Here is a 17,440-nt window from a genome sequence, read left to right on the forward strand (position 1 = left end):
AGCCGGGCCCGCGGATCCCCGTGCCCACCAGGATCACCAATGTCGTGGCCACCCTGCGCGGTTCGGCCCACCCCGACCGGGTCCATGTCGTCTCCGGCCACTACGACTCCCGCGCGAGCGACCCCATGGACGCCGTCAGCGACGCGCCCGGAGCCGATGACGACGCCTCCGGGGTCGCCGTCGTCCTGGAGGCCGCCCGGGTGATGGCCCGGCGGCGGCCCGCCGCCACCATCGTCTTCGCGGCCGTCGCGGGGGAGGAGCAGGGACTGTACGGCGCGGCGCGGCTGGCCGACCGCCTCAAGGCGGCGGGCGCGGACGTACAGGGCATGTTCACCGATGACATCGTGGGCAGCCCCACGGCCGACGACGGCGCCCGCGACCCCCGCACGGTCCGGCTCTTCGCCGAGGGCGTGCCGAGCTCCGAGACCCCGGAACAGGCCGCCCTGCGCCGTTCCGTCGGCGGCGAGAACGACTCGCCCACGCGCCAGCTCGCCCGCTTCGTACGCGATGTGGCCGACAACGACGCCACCGGGATGCGGGTCCGGGTCGTCTACCGCCGCGACCGCTATCTGCGCGGCGGCGACCACATCCCGTTCCTCGAACGCGGCTTCCCCGCCGCCCGCTTCACCGAGCCCGCCGAGGACTACGCGCACCAGCACCAGGACGTCCGGATGATCGACGGCAAGCAGTACGGAGATCTCCCGGAGTTCTGCGACTTCGGCTATATCGCCCGCGTCGCCCGGGTCAACGCCGCCGCCCTGTGGACACTGGCCCAGGCCCCCGGCGCCCCCAGGGGAGCGAGCATCCGCACCAGCGGGCTGACCAACGCGACCGAACTGCTCTGGGAGCGCGGCCCGGAGAGCGATCTCGCCGGATACGAAGTGGTCTGGCGCGAGACCACCGAGCCCGAGTGGACCCATGTCGTCCGCGTGGGGGACACCGTCCGCCACACCGTGGATCTCTCCAAGGACAATGTCTTCCTCGGGGTACGGGCCGTGAACCGGGCGGGGCTGCGCAGCCCGGTGGCCTTCCCCGCCCCGCTGCGCTGACCGCGCGGCGGGCGTCGCGCGCACGGGGGCCCTGGGCACGCCCCGGAGAAAGCGCGGCACGCCGGAGCCCCCTGCTCCGGCGTGCCGCCTCACGGTCCGCTGGCCCTGCCGCCTCCCCCATTCGGACGGCCGGCCGCGGACCGGTCCGAGACCAGGGCCCGGCTTCCCCCGCTCGGGCGCCTGGTCTCTCCCCCATTCCCCCGTCGCACTGGCTCTGTTGTCCCCCGATTCCCCCTCATCGCCCCCGCGGCGCCCTCAGCGCAGTGCCGCGACGGCCCACTCCGCCGCCACCGCGAGGGCGACGCACACCCCGAGGACCGCGGTGGCCACTCTCGTACGTCCCTGTCTGCTCAGCACCAGCGCGCTGCCGGACAGGATCAGCGCTATTCCGTAGAAGCCCATCGTCAGCACCGAGTGGGTGCTGCCGACTCTGAGAACGAGCGCCAGACCCACCGCGGTCATGATGACCGCGGAGAGCGCGATACGTATCCGGCGTGCCTGACGTGGTGTGAGCCCCTGCCGCTCCGGGCTCGCGTTGGCTTGCGACATGCCGGGCAGACTATCCGTCGCGGCTGTGCCCGGACGGTCGCGGACGAGGGCCCCGGAGCCCCTGGCGCTCATGCGGGCTCACCGACCCCGGCCGTCCACAGCGGAGCGGTTCCGGTCAGCTGGCAGGCCATCAGATAGAGCGGAATGGGCGGTGTGTAGGGGCTGCTGTCCTCGGGCCAGCTGATCAGCTGCGGGTCGGCGGCCGGTACATATGCTCCCTTGGCGTAGTGCGAGGGCAGTGGCCAGGTCAGCTCCTGGTCGGAGCCGGCGGGCACGATCCACCACCACCAGTCGGCGTCGGCGAAGACGCAGCCGCTCCTCGGCAGCCGTCCCAGCAGCCGGAAGCCATGACGGGCGGGCACTCCCACGGCGTCACAGCCCAGGGCCGGGATGAGCGAGGGCGGCAGCTCCAGCCGGGTCAGCCTGCCCCCGTCGTCCCGGCGGCCGTGCCAGGTCAGCAGGGTCGTCAGATGCCTCAACACGGCCGCTCCGTCCCCCGTGGCAGCTCCGGCAGCCGGAGCTCCGCGCGGGCGGTCTCGGGCCGCCGACCCTCCGACGGCCCGGACTGCCCGGAGTGCGCGGCGCGCAGGGGCTGACCGGTGCGCCCGGTGTGGGCGCCGCGGTGCGGATGCGCGCCATGAGCGGAGTGGGCGGAGCCGTGGGCCGGGTGCCCGGGGCGGGCCTCCGGCACTTCGGGCATCTCGGACGGCCGGGTCTCCGCGCGGGTGTGGTTCTCGGCCCGCGTCTCGGCCCGCGCGAAGTCCATGCCGGGGAAGTCCGCCCCGTACGGAATGGCCGTGTGCCGCAGCTCGGCCCAGACCACCCGGCCGGTGCCCAACTGGTCGGCGTGGGCGCCCCAGGCGCTGGAGACCGCCTCGACCAACAGCAGCCCACGGCCCCGTTCCTCGGCGGCCATGGAGTGGCACACGCGCGGGCCGGTGGGCGCGCAGCCCTGGTCCCGTACGCTGATACGCAACTGCTCGACGCCGTTGACCAGCTCGCAGGAGATCAGATGACTGCCGCTGTGCACGATCGCATTGGTCACCAGCTCGGATATCACCAGCATCGCCGTGTCGTGTACATCGCCGTCGATGCCCCAGCAGCCCAGCCGGTCACGGGTGAGCTTGCGGGCTCTGGAGACGTACTCGACGCGCGCCGGCAGCTCGAAGCCGTACCTATGGTGGTCGGCACCCGAGCACGGGTCCAGGAGCGGGGCGTGGAGCGCGTCACGGTTCACCCGACCACTGTCGCGCTGAAATGGACAACTTGGCAAGGCCCACTCTGAAAAATTCAGAGTGGGCATATTCAATCGTTGCGAGCGCGTGGCAGACTGCTGGCAACAGCACGTGGGGAGGTCTCGAAGTGAGTGAACCGCGGTCCGCCCCCACCGTGGGGCAGGTCGTCCTCGGTAAGCGCTTGCAGGATCTGCGCGAGCGGGCCGGACTCAAGCGCGAAGAGGCCGCCAAGGTCCTCCGAGTCGCCGCGGGCACCATTCGCCGCATGGAGACGGCCGAGGTCGCGCTGAAGATCCCGTATGTCCAGCTGCTGCTGAGCGCCTACGGGATCAGCGACGAAGAGGCGCGTGGCTTCATCGAGCTCGCCGAGGAGGCGAACAAACCGGGCTGGTGGCAGCGCTTCCACGATGTGCTGCCGGGCTGGTTCAGCATGTACGTCAGCCTGGAGGGCGCGGCCAGCCTCATCCGCTCCTACGAGCCCCATTTCGTGCCCGGTCTGCTCCAGACGGAGGGCTACGCGCGAGCGATCATGCTCAGCGGCGCCGTCGGACAGACCGACCCCGAGGACATCGAGCGCCATGTGGCGCTGCGGATGGAGCGTCAGGCTCTGCTCTCCCATCCTGACGCGCCCAAGTTGTGGGTGATCATGGACGAGACGGTCTTCCGCAGGCCCGTCGGCAGTCCCGCCGTCATGCGAGGCCAGATCGACCGGCTGCTCGAAGGCGCCGAACTGCCCCATGTCACCCTTCAGATCGCGGAGTTCGCGACCGGACACCATCCCGGCACCTATGGGCCGTTCGTGCTGTTCCGGTTCGCTGTCCCCGAGCTCCCGGACATGGTCTACAGCGAGTATCTGACCGGCGCGGTCTATCTCGACGCGCGTCCCGAGGTCGCCTCGCATCTGGAGGTCCTGGACCGCATGGCGGCCCAGGCCGCGACTGCACAACGCACGAAGGAGATCCTCAAGGGTCTCCGCAAGGAGCTGTGAATGGATCACGTATACAACGGCATGCCGGCCACCGAGCTGGGCGATGTGGGCTGGCACAAGCCGTGGAGCGGCGGGAACGGCGGCAGCTGTTTCGAGACCATGAAGCTGGCGGACGGCCGGGTGGCGGTGCGCCAGTCGGCCGATCCGGACGGTCCCGCGCTGATCTACACACCCGCCGAGATAGCCGCGTTCATCCAGGGAGCCAAGTCCGGGAAGGCGGACTTCCTGCTCACCTGACGGCTCCGGTCGCGTTGTCGTGAACTCCAACGATCATTTATCGCGCACTCGCGCACTGTCCCGTTGTTCGCTTCATCCACCGATCCGCGTCCGGAGTGACGGCGTGTGGGCACCCGGCCCGCACGCCGTCGTCGTATCCGGGGTCCCGGCCCGGCCGGTATCCGCGGTCCCGGTCCGGCCCGGCCCGGTCCGGCCGGTATCCCAGGTCTCCCGCACCCCGGGCCCGTCACAGCTCTTGCCGACCCCAGCCCCGCTTTGTAGCTTGTCGAAAGCGCTTTCGGGAAGCGCTTTCTGCGCTTCCTGTATTTCCGACGTTCTCAGTGTTCTCGCACGCTCTCGCACGCTCTCGCACCGCACTCCCACCCGATGAGGTGAACGGGATGCCCAAGCCACGAAGAGCCCGGCGGGCCCTGACCGCAGGGGCGCTGCTGATCGCCCTGCTCGCGTCGCCCGCGTTCGCGCAGGACGACGCCCCGATCTCCGACCCGCTCCCGGATCCGACCCCCTCCCGCCACGGTCTGGTCCTGACGGAGTTCGCGACCCTGCCCAAGTCGGAGTCCGTGCCTCCGCCCACCGACTCCCGCCTCAAGCGCTGGGCCAGGATCAACCACCTCGGCGAAGTGCCCGACCGCTCACGGCGGCTGTACGTACCCGACCTCAACGGCAAGCTCCATCTGCTCGACCGTACGGGCGCGTCCCACGAGTACCTCGACACAGCCGCCGCCGTGGGCCCGGACTTCTGGTCCCACCAGGGGCTCGGCAGCGGTCTCGGCTCCGTCGCCTTCCATCCGGCCTTCGCCCGCAACGGCACCTTCTACACCGTCCACACCGAGGGCCGCGACGCCCTCACCGCCAAAACCCCCGATCTGCCCGCCCCGGCGAACGGCCGGCTCCACAGTGTGATCACCGAATGGGTCGCCGACGACCCGAGCGCCGACTCCTTCAGCGGCACCCGCCGTGACGTGCTGCGCCTCGGCTTCCAGAACGTCTACCACAACATCCAGGAGATCGCCTTCAACCCCAACGCCCGCCCCTGGAGCAGGGATTACGGACTGCTCTATGTCGCCGTGGGCGACGGCGCGGCGGGCGCGGGCGGCACCGTGCCCCAGGATCTGACGGTCCCCCAGGGGAAGATCCTCAGAATCGACCCGTCCGGCACGAACAGCGCTTCCGGCAGATACGGCGTGCCCCGCACCAATCCGTTCGCCGGGCAGGAGGGCGTACTCGGCGAGATCTACGCGTACGGGCTGCGCAATCCGCACCGGATCAGCTGGGACACCGGCGGTCGCCACCGGATGTTCGCCGGCAACATCGGCGAGCACCGGGTGGACTCCGTCTACGAGGTCAGGGCGGGCGACAACTTCGGCTGGAGCAACCGCGAGGGCCCCTTCGCCTACCGCAAGGCGTCCAACCCCACCTGCGGAGTCTTCCCGCTGCCCGAGGACGACGCCCTGAACGGCTACACCTATCCCGTCGCCGCGATCGACCACAAGCCCTCCGCCGAGCGGCCGTGCGCGGACAGCGGAACCGCGCTGATCGGCGGCTTCGTCCACCGGGGGCGGCAGATCCCCGAACTGTACGGAAAGTACGTCTACGCCGAGGGGGTGAGCGGCCGGCTCCTCTACTCCGACGCCCGGGACATGCGCCGGGGCGAGCCTCTCGCGACCGCTTATCAGCTCCAGCTCTTCGACGCCGCCACCGGAGCGGCCGTCACCATGCGCGAGCTCGCCGGGCACAACCGGGTCGATCTCCGGTTCGGCACCGACCGCAGGGGCGCGCTGTATGTGCTCTCCAAGGCCAACGGCAAGGTCTGGAAGGTGACCGATGCGATCACGAGCCGGTGACCGCGCCCAGGGACGGCGCAGACGCCCCGGCGGGCTGCCCGCCGTGCTCGGCGTGACCCTGTTGTCCTCGCTGCCCCTGGCGCCGTCCGGCCCGGCCGAGGCGGCGGCGCCGGGCGGCGGCGGACGCTCCCCGGTCGCGTACTACGACTTCTCCCACCCCGTCCCCGGCGACCCGGGCCGGGAGCGCGACCTGGGCGGCTCCGGCACGGTGATCCAGCTCGTCAACGGCGGCCCCGACATGCGCGTCCGCGACCGCCGGCGCGGACCGGTCCTCCAGACCCGGCAGATCTCGCCCGCCGTCCGGAGCGACGACGACTGGAAGGCCGGGGTGTACGGAGCGAGCGGCGTTCCCTCGCTCCACGCCTTCAACGGCGCCCGCCAGGCCACCGTCATGGGCTGGTTCAGGATGACCGGTGAGAACCCGGGCCTCAACTCGAACTCCGCCGACCCGGACGACCGCTATGGCGCGATCGGGCTCGCCGGGATCCTCTCCGGCACCTCCCAGGGCCATGAGGTGCGCGCCCTGCTGGAACTGATCAAGGTCGACGGAGTGATGCGGCTCGTCGCACTCGGCCGCCGGGTCGACAGCGGCGGCTCACAGACCTTCGCCGCCGACGCCGACTGGCGCACCCTGCTGCCGCAGGACCGCTGGATCCATCTCACGGCGTCCTTCGACTACGACGACGGCACGATGGCCCTGTACCGCAACGGCCGCGCGCTCACCGGCTCGTATGTGCTCACCGGCGACCCCTGGGCGGTCCAGGGCCCGCCCGAGCCCGACACCGCCTCACCCACCGACCCGCGCGGAATCGAGATCGGCGGCAGCTATCCGCAGAACACCAGGGAGTCGAATCCCTGCGACTGCCGCATGGACGACCTGATGTTCTTCGACCGGGCGCTCACCCCCGGCGAGATCAGGGCCCGGTACCGGACGACCCGATAGAGAGGGCACGTATGCGCGCGCTGTTCAGGCCACTGGTCGCCTTACTGGGGCTGGCCCTGCTCGCCACACCGCTCGCCGCTCCGGCGCAGGCGGCGCAGGACCGGCCCGCCCCCCGGCCCGCCGCCAAGCTCCCCGACGGGCTCGCGCTCACCCCGCCCATGGGCTTCAACAACTGGAACTCCACCGGCTGCGCCATCGACGAGAAGATGATCAGAGACACGGCCGATCTGTTCGTCTCCACCGGACTCAAGGACGCGGGGTACGAGTACGTCAACGTGGACGACTGCTGGGCGGCGGAGAAACGCGATCCGCTCACGGGCCGGCTCACCCATCACCCCACCCGCTTCCCCAGCGGCATCAAGGCCCTCGCCGACTATGTGCACTCCAGGGGGCTCAAGTTCGGCATCTACACCAGCGCGGGCACCGAGACCTGCGCCCGGACCATGCCGGGCTCGCTCGACCACGAGGAGATCGACGCCCGGACCTTCGCCGACTGGGGCGTGGACTATCTGAAGTACGACAACTGCCACAACCAGGGCAGGCCCGCTCTGGAGCGCTACACCGCCATGCGCGACGCGCTGCGCGCGACGGGCCGCCCGATCGTCTACTCGCTCTGCGAGTGGGGCCAGAACAAGCCCTGGGAGTGGGGTTCGGACGTCGGTCATCTCTGGCGCACCACCGGGGACATCAACGACAGCTGGCAGTCGATGCTCGGCCTGTTCAAGGCCAACGCGCCGCTCGCCGGATACGCGGGCCCCGGCCGCTGGAACGACCCCGACATGCTGGAGGTCGGCAACGGCGGGATGACGGACACCGAGTACCGCTCGCACTTCAGCCTCTGGTCCATCATGGCGGCGCCGCTGCTGATCGGCACCGATCTGCGCAAGGCCACCCCCAGGACCCTGGAGATCCTCTCCAACCGCGAGGTCATCGCCGTCGACCAGGATCCGCTGGGGATCCAGGCGAGAGCGGTGCGCGGCGGGAACGGGCAGTGGGTGCTCACCAAGCCGCTGGCCGGAGGGGACATCGCGGTCGCGCTCTTCAACGAGAGCGACCGGACCGCCACCGTCGGCACCACCGCCGCGGCGCTCGGACTGCCGCAGCGCTCCGGCTATGTGATCCGCGACCTCTGGCGGAAGCAGGACTCCCACACCGCGGGCGCGATCAGCGCGACCCTGCCCGCGCACGCCACCGCGCTCTACCGGATCAAGAAGGACGCCGACTGGCGGGACACCCCGCCCGCCGCCGAAGCGGGTCTGCATCTGGACTCCGGGGCCGAGGGCGTGCCCGGCGCCATCACCCCCGCGGGCCGGACCCTCACCGTCAAGGCCACCGCCGTCAATCACGGCCGCACCCCGCTGCTGGCGCCCCGGCTGCGGGCGAGCGCCCCCGAGGGCTGGCGGATGAGGGCGCTGGGCCCGGCCGCCGCCCCCGTGCTGACCACGGGGAAGACCCTCACCGCCCGCTGGCGTCTCACCCCGCCCGCCGGGACGCCGCCGGGGACCGCCGCGCTGTCGATCGCGCTCGCCTACCGGACCGTCGGCCACGGCGGGATGGGCAGAACGGCCGAGGAGACGCTGATCGTGCCCGCGCCGGTGCCCGCCGGGGTCACCCGGCTCTCGGACGCCGACTGGGCCTGGGCGAGCAATGGCTACGGCCCGGTGGAGCGCGATATGTCCAACGGCGGCGCCAAGGGCGGGGACGGCAGGCCCCTCACCGTCAACGGGGTCGTCTATCCGAAGGGGCTCGGCACCCACGCCCCGGTGGAGCTCGTGTACTACCTCGGCGGCCGGTGCACCGGGCTGACCACGGACGTCGGGGTCGACGACGAGCGCGATCCGCGCGAGCCGGAGCAGGGCACCGTCACGGCGGAGATCTGGGCGGACGGGGTCAAGCGGGCCGACAGCGGGCTGCGCACCTGGCGGGACCCCGCCCTCCCGATGAGCGCGGATCTGCGCGGCGCGCGCTATCTGCGGCTGGTGGGCACCGGCGGGCCCGACACCACCCGCTATGACCGCATCGACTGGGCGGAGCCCGTGCTGACCTGCCGGACCGGCTGAAAGGCGCCGGCGGTCGCTCAACAGGATCGCGGGCGGCGGGCGTTGGCGCACGGGAGCGGGTCCGCTCCGCTCCGGACTCTGCTACTTTCCTGTAGTTCCTGGAGCGAGAAACCGGTTTCTCACTGTTTCTCACCCGGGTCTCAGCCGTGCGCAAGCAGTGTGCCCCGAAGGAGAGCGGTCCTGATGGTTGCCTCGAAGCGTGCGAAGAGGGTCACGATCGCCGATGTGGCACGGCAGGCCGGAGCCTCGGTGGCGACCGTCTCCCGGGTGCTCAACGGGGTGGACACCGTCGCCCCGGGCCTCGCCGAGCGGGTGCGCGCGGCCATCGTCGACCTCGGCTACCGGCCGAGCGCCGCCGCCCAGGGGCTGGCGCGCGGCCGGTCCGGCACCATCGGGGTGCTCGTGCCCGATCTGGCCAACCCCTACTTCCACGACATCATCAAGTCGGTCTCCGCCGTCGCCCGCGCCGCCGGAAGCCGGGTCCTGGTCATGGACTCCAACGAGGACCCGGCCGCCGAGCGGGAGCTGACGGAGGATCTGCTGCGGTACGCGGACGGACTGCTGCTCTGCTCGCCCCGGATGCCGCGCGCCGACCTGGCCGCCATGGCGGGCCGGGGCGCCCCCATGCTGGTGACCAACCGCCAGGTGCCGGGGCTCGCGCTGCACTCGATCACCGTCGACTTCTTCCGGGGCGTCATGGCGCTCTGCGGCCATCTCGCCCGGCTCGGCCACCGCAGGGTGGTCTATCTGGAGGGCCCCCAGCGCGCCTGGGCCAACGACGAGCGGCTGCGCGCCCTGTCGGGGGCGGAGGCGTTCGGTCTGGACGTGGTCTCCCTGCCCTGCGGCTCCACCACCGACGAGGGGTACGCCGCGGCCCGGGCCGCCCTGGACAGCGGGGCGACCGCCGTGATCGCGTACAACGACTTCGTCGCGCTCGGGGTGCTGGCCCACTTCGCCGAGCTGGGGGTGAAGGTTCCCGACGATATGTCGCTGACCGGGTTCGACGAGATCGACATGGCGCGCTTCTCCGCGCCGCCGCTGACGACGGTAGCGGTTCCGCGCGACAGGCTGGGGCAGATCGCAGGGGAGGCGCTCGGCCGGATCATGAGCGGAGACGAGGACATCGAGCCCGAATCCGTCCCTGTTGAGCTGCGGGTTCGCGGTTCGACCGGCGTAATCTCTTGACAGCGCTCCAGGTGGGGTGGACCTTGTTCGGGCATAGCGGCCCGGTAAGCGCTATCTCAGCAGAGGGGTGCCTGACGCCATGTCCCGTTCACCGCACCACGGTTCAGTGAAGATCGCACTCGCGGGATGGGCGCTCGTGCTGGTGGCCGCGGGCTGCGGCGCTCCCGACTCGGGCGGCTCCGGGAGCACGGACGGGACTCCGGAGAACGTCCCCGCGAAACCGTCCAAGCCGGTGACGCTGGACATCCTGGACGTCGCCGGGAATCTCCAGCTCACCCAGGGCATGATCGACGAGTTCGCGGCGGTCCACCCCGACATCGTCTCCGAGGTCACCTACTCCAAGGCTCCGGCCCCCGATCTCGCCGGAAAGATCAAGGCACAGCAGCAGGCGGGACGGGTGCAGATCGATCTGGTGCTCACCGGCACCGACGGGCTGGCGGCCGGGCTCTCCCAGGATCTGTGGAGCTCGATGACGGAGCATCAGTCGCTGATCGGCGACCCGGACTATCTGGAGCCCGCCGCCGAGATGCAGAAGCTGGCGCAGGGCAAGGGCACGGCGATCGTCTACTACCCCTCGGGCCCGCTCTACGAGTACAACCCGGACAAGGTCACCGATCCGCCGAGGACTCCGCAGGCGCTGCTGGCCTGGGCCAAGGCGAACCCGAAGAAGTTCCAGTACGCCGACCCGGCCAACTCCGGGCCCGGCCGGACGTTTCTGATGGGGCTGCCGTATCTGCTGGGAGACAAGGACCCCGGCGACCCGGTGAACGGCTGGGACAGGACCTGGGCGTATCTCAAGGAGCTCGACGAGTACATCGGGGTGTACGGCTCCGGGACCACCGAGACCATGAAGAATCTGGCCTCGGGTCAACATGACATGATCATGTCTACAACGGGCTGGTACATCAATCCCCGCGCGCTCGGCACCGTGCCCAAGAAGATGAAGGCAGGGCACTTCGACGGGATGACCTGGGTGACCGACGCCCAGTACGCGGTGGTCCCTCAGGGGGTGAGCGCCGACACCATGTCCGCCGCCCTTCAGCTGATCAAGTGGATGCTCACCCCCGAGCAGCAGGCCAAGTCCTATGACGACGGGTACTTCTACCCCGGTCCCGCGATCAAGGACGTGCCGCTGGCGATGGCTCCCCGTAAATCCCGGAACACCATCAGGGAGTTCGGCGTCCCGGAGTTCGACCAGTGGATCGACCGCTTCCCGAAGAAGCCCTCGCTCCCCGCCGAACAGCAGGTCAAGGCGTTCGATCTATGGAACCGCCGGATCGCCGGCGGCTGATCGGCCTGGACCGGCTGATCGGCCCGGACCGGCTGATCGGCCCGGCCGGGCGGGCCGCCCGGCCGGACCGGGCGGCCCATCGAGAGATCAAGGGATCAGAGGAATGATGTCCCGCTTCTCCACACTCGGACTGGACCGGGTCTCCCGTGACTTCGGCGGCCACACGGCCCTCGAAGAGCTGACGCTCGACATCGCGGGCGGTGAGTTCGTCGCCCTGCTCGGGCCCTCCGGCTGCGGCAAGTCCACTGCCCTGAACTGCCTGGCGGGACTGCTGCCGCTCACCGGGGGCGCGATCCTGCTCGACGGCGAGCGCATCGACTCGATCGCGCCCGAGCGGCGGGGTTTCGGGATGGTCTTCCAGAACTACGCGCTCTTCCCGCATCTCACCGTCCGCGGCAACGTCGCCTTCGGCCTGAAGATGGCCAGAGTGCCCAAGGCTGACATCGTTCGGCGCACCGACCGTGCGCTGGAGACGGTGCAGCTCACCGGGCACGCGCACAGACGGCCCGGACAGCTCTCCGGCGGGCAGCAGCAGCGCGTCGCCATCGCCCGCGCGATCGTGCTGGAACCCCGGCTGGTGCTGATGGACGAGCCGCTCTCCAATCTGGACGCCTCGCTCCGGCTGGAGATGCGTACCGAGATCCGCCGCCTCCATCAGAGCCTCGGGCTGACCACGGTGTACGTCACCCACGACCAGGAGGAGGCCCTCTCGCTCGCGGACCGGCTCGTGGTGCTGCGCGACGGGGTGACCCAGCAGATCGGCACGCCCGGGGAGGTCTACGGGCGGCCCGCCAACCGCTATGTCGCCGCCTTCATGGGCTACCGCAATATGCTCGACGTCACCGTCACCGCCGCCCGGGGAGCGCGGCTCTCGCTGGATCTCGCCGGAGCCCGGATCACCGGTCTCGGCCGGGCGCCGCTGAGCGCGGGCGACCGGGCGGTCGCCGCGCTGCGGCCCGAGGACCTGGAGCCGGCGGCCGACGGCCCGGCCCGGGGGATTCCCGCCGCCGTCGAGGTGGTGGAGTACCACGGCCGGGAGTTCGCCGTACAGGCACGGCTGGGCGACGGCCGGCCGGTCCACTTCCGCACCGCGCGCAGACCGGCCCCCGGCGACGCGGTGGAGCTGACGGCCGACCCGGAGCGGGTGCTGGTCTTCCCCCCCGACGTCCCCGCCGCCCTTGGCGCCTCCCGGCCCGGACGGCGGCCCGGAGGGTCGCCCCGGCTCCGGGCGGTGACCCCGTGACCCGGGTCCGCGAACACCCGCCCCCGCCCGGCGCCGCGCCCCGGGCTTCCGCCTCCCGCGCCCGGCCCGCGCTGCGCCACCGGCTCGCCGAGCGCGGAGTCGACCGGACGCTGCTCCTTCTCGCGCCCGGCGCGGTCTTTCTCGTACTGCTCTTCTGCTACCCCTTCCTCTACGGACTCCAGCTCTCCTTCCAGCCCCAGCGGGGCGGGGGAGCCCTCGCCAACTACCGCGCGTTCTTCGGCGATCCCTATCTGCGCGAGACGGTCTGGATCACCCTCGGGCTGGCCGTGCCCGTCGCGCTGGTGAACTGTCTGGCCGCCGTCCCGGTCGCCTTCCGCACCCGGGGCCCCTTCCGGGGCCGCCGGCTGATCACCACCCTGCTGGTCATGCCGATCACCCTGGGCACCGTGCTCACCGCGCAGGGGCTGCTCGGCTATCTCGGCCCGGGCGGCTGGCTGAACAAGACGCTGCTGGCGACCGGGATCACCGACACTCCGCTGGAGCTGGTCCACAACTACTGGGGCGTCTTCGCCTCGCTGGTCATCACCGGATTCCCGTTCTCCTATCTGCTCACGCTCTCCTATCTCACCGGTATCGACCCCGGTCTCGAACAGGCGGCGGCGACGCTCGGCGCGAGCAAGCGGCAGCGGTTCCGGCATGTGACGCTGCCGCTGCTGGCCCCGGGGCTCGCCGTCACCTTCTGTCTCTCCTTCGTCCTGGCCTTCGCGGTCTTCCCGTCCGCGCAGCTCGTCGGCGACCCGCGCGGCGAGACCCATGTCATCTCGATCGAGGCATATCAGGCGGCGTTCCAGAAGTTCGACTACTCACTGGGCTCGGCCATCGCCATGGTGATGGCGGCCGTGATGACGGCGGTGGTGCTGGTGGTGCTCGCCTGGCGGTCGATGCTGTACCGGGGCGCGACGGGAGGCAAGGGCTGATGAGCGGCACGCCCGAAGACCCGGGCGCCCCTGAAGTCCCGGGCACCCCCGGCACCTCCGAAGCCCCGACTGCCCCTGGTGCCCCGGCCACCCCCGGCCGCCCGCGCCGCGCCCGGCGTACCCGCCCCGTCCACCCCGTCCGCCGCGTTCGCCGCCTCCGGCCCGGCGCCTGGGTCACCGTACTGGTCTTCGGCTTCTTCTTCGTCAATCTCGCCGGGGTCGTCGGCGTACCGCTGGTGGACTCCTTCGGCACCCGCTGGTTCACCAGCTGGCTGCCGGAGGGCTGGACGACGAAGTGGTACGGATCGGCCTGGCGCGAGTTCTCCCTCGGCCAGGTCTTCTGGACCACGGCGCTGGTCTCCGTCCTCGTCGTCGCCGTCTCGCTGGCGATCGGCGTCCCGGCCGCCTATGCGCTGGCCCGCCGGGACTTCCCCGGCAAACGGATCGTCATGCTGCTCTTTCTGCTGCCGATCCTCGTCCCGCCGATCACCTATGGCATCCCGCTGGCGACCGTGCTCTACAAATTCCAGCTGGCGGGCACGCTCACGGGTGTCGTCCTGGCCAATCTGGTGCCCTCGGCGCCCTTCGTGGTGCTCACGATGACGCCCTTCATCGAGCAGATAGATCCCCGTATCGAGGCGGCGGCCCGGATGTGCGGGGCGCGTACGGCCTCCGTGCTGCTGCGGATCATCGCCCCCCTGCTGCTGCCGGGGATCCTCGCCGCCTCCGTACTGGTCCTGGTCAGAACGGTCGGCATGTTCGAGCTGACCTTTCTGACCGCGGGCCCCGACAGCCAGACCCTGATCGTGGCGCTGTACTACGCGGTGTTCTCCGCGGGCATCCGCACCCAGCAGTCCATCGACGCCATGGCCGTGATGTACACCCTGTCGATGCTGGTGCTGCTGGTGATCGCGCTGCGGTTCGTCAATCCGACCCAGCTGGTGACCCGGGTGAAGGAGGACCGGACCGCCGGCTGACCACCGTCCGACCCGTAATCCCGTATCCCGTATCCCGTGAAGAGGTGACGTGCCATGCATCCGCACCCCACGCGCCGCTCGGCCCTGATGGCCGGGGGAGCGCTGGCGGCGGGCACCGCGCTGCCCGCCGCCGCCGCCGCCTCCACCGCCGCCGTCGCGCGCGAGACGAGCCCGGCCGCCGCCGGGAACGGCTGGAGACGGCTGCCGGGGATCCTCGCCCGGATCCGCCCCCCGACCTTCCCCGACCGGCGGTTCGACATCACCCGCTACGGCGCGGTCGGCGACGGCGCCACGATGAACACCGCGGCCATCAGAGCCGCGATCACCGCCTGCCACCGGGCGGGCGGCGGCCATGTCGTCGTCCCCGCCGGACGGTTCGTCACCGGGGCGATCCATCTGCGCAGCCGGGTGGACCTCCATGTGAGCGAGGGCGGCATCCTCGCCTTCAGCCCGGACCCCGCCGACTATCTCCCCGCGGTGCTCACCCGCTGGGAGGGCACCGAGTGCTACAACTACTCGCCCTTCGTCTACGCCTACGGACAGCGCGGGGTCGCCGTCACCGGTCACGGGATACTCGACGGCCAGGCCCGGCTCGGCCCCTGGGAGAGCTGGTACCGCACCGGCTCCCTCCAGGGCCCCGATCAGCGGCTGCTGCGCCGGATGGGGACCGAGGGCGTCCCGGTGGCCGACCGGGTCTTCGGCGCGGGTCACCATCTGCGGCCTAAAATGGTGCAGTTCAACCGCTGCCGCGATGTGCTGGTCAGCGATCTGACCATCGTGGACCCGCCGATGTGGACCGTGCACCCGGTGCTCTGCGCCAATGTGACCGTGCGCTCGGTGACCGTGGAGAGCCTGCTCCACAACACCGACGGGGTCGACGCGGAGGCGTCCCGCGATGTCCATGTGACCGGCTGCCGCTTCAACACCAATGACGACTGCGTCGCGGTGAAGTCGGGCCGGGACGAGGACGGTCACCGGGTCGGCGTGCCCAGCGAGAACATCGTCGTCCAGGACTGCGACTTCGCCGGGCGCTGGGGCGGGATCACGGTCGGCAGCGAGATGTCCGGAGGCGTACGGAACGTCTTCGCCGAGAACTGCCGGATCAACCCGCCGGACTTCCCCGGCCACTACCCCGTGAAATATCCGGTGTACATCAAGGCGAGCAAGAAGCGCGGCGGCTTCATCGACGGGGTGTACGTCCGGGGGTTCACCGGACGCGGGGTGGAGCGGGACATCGTCTTCGTCAATATGAACTACAACAACGGAGAGGGCGGCACCCACCCGGTCTCCGTGCGCGACATCCATCTCTCCCACTCGGAGATCGACGGCGCCCGCGCGGTGCTCAATCTGGTCGGTCTGGAGACGGACCGGCTGCGCGGGGTCCATCTGTCGCACTGTGTCTTCACCGGGGTACGGGGCGCGGACTCCGTCCTCTGCACCGACGATCTGACCCTGCGGAAGGTGTTCGTCAACGGAGTCGAGGTGTCATGAGCATGATAATGCGCCGCTGGGCGGCGCTGCTCGCCGTCGTCTGTCTGGCGTTCGCCGGGGCGGTCCAGCCGGTGGACGCCTCGGGCCCGGTGGACGCCTCGGGCCCGGCGGATCCCGGCCAGGCGGCCGGCGCGGCCGACCCGGCCGGGGTCCGCGGCTGGACCATCCTCTCGGACAGCGACCAGGGCGCCGACGAGGTGCTCGCCGCGGCCCCCTCGTACGGCGTCAACCATCTCCAGATCAGCCACCACATCGTGCACGATCTGCGCGAGGTGCGGGAGGAGCGCAAACGCGCCCAGGCCAACCGCATCACCGCCGCCGCCCATCGGGCCGGCATCGGCGAAGTGGCGATCTGGGACCACGCCCTGTACCGGCTGGACTACTACCCGGCCCGGTTCCGCACCGGCCCCGGCGGCACCATCGACCTCGACGATCCCGCCTTCTGGGAGTGGTTCCGCGCCGACTACCGGGAGATGCTCGACCTCGTCCCCGAGGTCGACGCCGTCGTGCTCACCTTCATCGAGACCGGGGCCCGGGTGGAGCGCCAGCACTCCACCAAGCTGACCACCGAGGAGGCCAAACTCGCCTATCTGGTCGACCAGGTGGCCGATGTGGTCAACGAGGAACGGGGCCTCGGCCTCTATCTGCGGACCTTCGGCTACTTCCCCCAGGAGATGGACCGCACCATCAAGGCCATCGATCTGGTGAGCAATCAGGCCGCCAAAGTCATGATCAAGGCCATGCCGCACGACTTCTTCCTCACCCACCCCGTCGACACCACCGTCACCAGGATCAAACGGCCCGTACTGGTGGAGTACGACACCACCGGCGAGTACCACGGCCAGGGGAAGATCGCCAACGCGTTCACCGAGGACCAGGTGGACCGGATGCGGTACTACCAGAGACAGCCCCAGGTCATCGGCTATGTGGCACGCACCGACCGGTACAAGGAGTCGAGGATCCTCGGCACTCCCACCGAGATCAACCTCTACGCGCTGGCCCGCGCCGACCGGGACCGCAGGGTGCGGCCCGAGGCCCTCTACCGCGAATTCGCCGCCCGCGTCTACGGGAGAAAGGCCGCGCCCCGGGTCGCGTCCGCGCTCGCCAGATCACACGAGATCATCACCTCGGTGCTCTACACGCTCGGCACCAACAACGCCAATCACTCACGGCTGGACTACGACCCGTACTGCTCCAGCTACGACCGGAGCATCTCGGGAAAGTGGATCGACCCGCCCGTCACCAGGGTCCGCCACACGGTGAACAAGACCTACCACTTCTGGACCGGGGTGATCGAGCACCTCGCACCGGCCTACTGCAAGACCTCGGCCACCATGAAACGCGAGAACCCCCATGTCTGGGAGAACGGCTGGCTCACCGACCGGAACACCATGAACCATGAGTACCTCC

The 17,440-nt window shown here is 70.7% G+C and carries 17 protein-coding genes; 14 read left to right on the forward strand and 3 right to left on the reverse strand.

Going from position 1 to position 17,440, the window contains the following annotated elements; translation table 11 throughout:
* Nucleotides 1-1,049, forward strand: a 1,049-nt coding sequence (locus FF041_RS11370) for a M28 family metallopeptidase (protein WP_153522638.1), incomplete at its 5' end; no start/stop codon positions are given.
* Nucleotides 1,050-1,304: 255 nt separating this feature from the next.
* Here FF041_RS11370 and FF041_RS11375 read toward each other — a convergent pair.
* The 3 genes from FF041_RS11375 to FF041_RS11385 form a co-directional block, all read right to left on the reverse strand.
* Nucleotides 1,305-1,598 (reverse strand): hypothetical protein, encoded by a 294-nt coding sequence (locus FF041_RS11375; RefSeq protein ID WP_153522640.1) that lies wholly within the window; start codon nt 1,596-1,598, stop codon nt 1,305-1,307.
* A 68-nt stretch (nt 1,599-1,666) separates the two neighbouring features.
* Nucleotides 1,667-2,080 (reverse strand): hypothetical protein, encoded by a 414-nt coding sequence (locus FF041_RS11380; RefSeq protein ID WP_407698139.1) that lies wholly within the window; start codon nt 2,078-2,080, stop codon nt 1,667-1,669.
* Nucleotides 2,074-2,835, reverse strand: a complete 762-nt coding sequence (locus FF041_RS11385; RefSeq protein ID WP_323391692.1) for an ATP-binding protein — start codon at nt 2,833-2,835, stop codon at nt 2,074-2,076. Before FF041_RS11385 ends, FF041_RS11380 begins: the two co-directional genes overlap by 7 nt.
* A gap of 125 nt (nt 2,836-2,960) precedes the next feature.
* Between FF041_RS11385 and FF041_RS11390 the strand changes: the two genes are divergently transcribed.
* The 13 genes from FF041_RS11390 to FF041_RS11445 form a co-directional block, all read left to right on the forward strand.
* The gene (locus tag FF041_RS11390) at nt 2,961-3,821 is read left to right on the forward strand and encodes a helix-turn-helix domain-containing protein (RefSeq protein WP_323371411.1); all 861 of its coding nucleotides are present in this window, start codon (nt 2,961-2,963) and stop codon (nt 3,819-3,821) included.
* Entirely contained in the window at nt 3,822-4,058 is a 237-nt protein-coding gene (locus FF041_RS11395) for a DUF397 domain-containing protein (protein WP_153482493.1), read from the forward strand.
* 380 nt (nt 4,059-4,438) lie between these two features.
* A complete protein-coding gene (locus FF041_RS11400) occupies nt 4,439-5,902 on the forward strand; it encodes a PQQ-dependent sugar dehydrogenase (RefSeq protein WP_153522644.1) in 1,464 nt (487 codons plus the stop codon).
* A complete protein-coding gene (locus tag FF041_RS11405; protein WP_153522646.1) occupies nt 5,883-6,845 on the forward strand; it encodes a LamG-like jellyroll fold domain-containing protein in 963 nt (320 codons plus the stop codon). Before FF041_RS11400 ends, FF041_RS11405 begins: the two co-directional genes overlap by 20 nt.
* Nucleotides 6,846-6,856: 11 nt before the next feature.
* Nucleotides 6,857-8,905, forward strand: a complete 2,049-nt coding sequence (locus FF041_RS11410) for an NPCBM/NEW2 domain-containing protein (RefSeq protein WP_153522648.1) — start codon at nt 6,857-6,859, stop codon at nt 8,903-8,905.
* A gap of 183 nt (nt 8,906-9,088) precedes the next feature.
* Nucleotides 9,089-10,090 (forward strand): LacI family DNA-binding transcriptional regulator, encoded by a 1,002-nt coding sequence (locus FF041_RS11415; protein WP_153522650.1) that lies wholly within the window; start codon nt 9,089-9,091, stop codon nt 10,088-10,090.
* A gap of 106 nt (nt 10,091-10,196) precedes the next feature.
* Nucleotides 10,197-11,381 carry an ABC transporter substrate-binding protein gene (locus FF041_RS11420; RefSeq protein ID WP_323391694.1) on the forward strand — a complete coding sequence of 395 codons (1,185 nt, stop codon included), beginning with the start codon at nt 10,197-10,199 and terminating at the stop codon, nt 11,379-11,381.
* Entirely contained in the window at nt 11,354-11,488 is a 135-nt protein-coding gene (locus FF041_RS40040; RefSeq protein ID WP_267133187.1) for a hypothetical protein, read from the forward strand. The genes FF041_RS11420 and FF041_RS40040 overlap by 28 nt, the downstream gene beginning before the upstream one ends.
* Nucleotides 11,485-12,624 (forward strand): ABC transporter ATP-binding protein, encoded by a 1,140-nt coding sequence (locus FF041_RS11425; RefSeq protein WP_228388158.1) that lies wholly within the window; start codon nt 11,485-11,487, stop codon nt 12,622-12,624. Before FF041_RS40040 ends, FF041_RS11425 begins: the two co-directional genes overlap by 4 nt.
* Entirely contained in the window at nt 12,621-13,562 is a 942-nt protein-coding gene (locus FF041_RS11430; protein ID WP_323391696.1) for an ABC transporter permease, read from the forward strand. The genes FF041_RS11425 and FF041_RS11430 overlap by 4 nt, the downstream gene beginning before the upstream one ends.
* The gene (locus FF041_RS11435; RefSeq protein ID WP_153522654.1) at nt 13,562-14,539 is read left to right on the forward strand and encodes an ABC transporter permease; all 978 of its coding nucleotides are present in this window, start codon (nt 13,562-13,564) and stop codon (nt 14,537-14,539) included. The genes FF041_RS11430 and FF041_RS11435 overlap by 1 nt, the downstream gene beginning before the upstream one ends.
* Nucleotides 14,540-14,593: 54 nt before the next feature.
* Nucleotides 14,594-16,030 (forward strand): glycoside hydrolase family 28 protein, encoded by a 1,437-nt coding sequence (locus tag FF041_RS11440; RefSeq protein ID WP_153522656.1) that lies wholly within the window; start codon nt 14,594-14,596, stop codon nt 16,028-16,030.
* A partial coding sequence (locus tag FF041_RS11445; protein WP_153522658.1) for a hypothetical protein occupies nt 16,027-17,440 on the forward strand: 1,414 nt, incomplete at its 3' end. The genes FF041_RS11440 and FF041_RS11445, both read left to right, overlap by 4 nt.

This window comes from Streptomyces jumonjinensis (genome assembly GCF_009600885.1).
In the GTDB taxonomy this organism is placed as follows: Bacteria; Actinomycetota; Actinomycetes; order Streptomycetales; family Streptomycetaceae; genus Streptomyces; species Streptomyces jumonjinensis.

What these genes read in the sequence shown, in the direction of transcription:
- FF041_RS11375 (WP_153522640.1), bottom strand. Translation starts at nt 1,598, where the DNA reads ATGTCGCAAGCCAACGCGAGCCCGGAGCGGCAGGGGCTCACACCACGT.
- FF041_RS11395 (WP_153482493.1), top strand. Translation starts at nt 3,822, where the DNA reads ATGGATCACGTATACAACGGCATGCCGGCCACCGAGCTGGGCGATGTG.
- FF041_RS11400 (WP_153522644.1), top strand. Translation starts at nt 4,439, where the DNA reads ATGCCCAAGCCACGAAGAGCCCGGCGGGCCCTGACCGCAGGGGCGCTG.
- FF041_RS11405 (WP_153522646.1), top strand. Translation starts at nt 5,883, where the DNA reads ATGCGATCACGAGCCGGTGACCGCGCCCAGGGACGGCGCAGACGCCCC.
- FF041_RS11410 (WP_153522648.1), top strand. Translation starts at nt 6,857, where the DNA reads ATGCGCGCGCTGTTCAGGCCACTGGTCGCCTTACTGGGGCTGGCCCTG.
- FF041_RS11415 (WP_153522650.1), top strand. Translation starts at nt 9,089, where the DNA reads ATGGTTGCCTCGAAGCGTGCGAAGAGGGTCACGATCGCCGATGTGGCA.
- FF041_RS40040 (WP_267133187.1), top strand. Translation starts at nt 11,354, where the DNA reads ATGGAACCGCCGGATCGCCGGCGGCTGATCGGCCTGGACCGGCTGATC.
- FF041_RS11425 (WP_228388158.1), top strand. Translation starts at nt 11,485, where the DNA reads ATGATGTCCCGCTTCTCCACACTCGGACTGGACCGGGTCTCCCGTGAC.
- FF041_RS11435 (WP_153522654.1), top strand. Translation starts at nt 13,562, where the DNA reads ATGAGCGGCACGCCCGAAGACCCGGGCGCCCCTGAAGTCCCGGGCACC.
- FF041_RS11440 (WP_153522656.1), top strand. Translation starts at nt 14,594, where the DNA reads ATGCATCCGCACCCCACGCGCCGCTCGGCCCTGATGGCCGGGGGAGCG.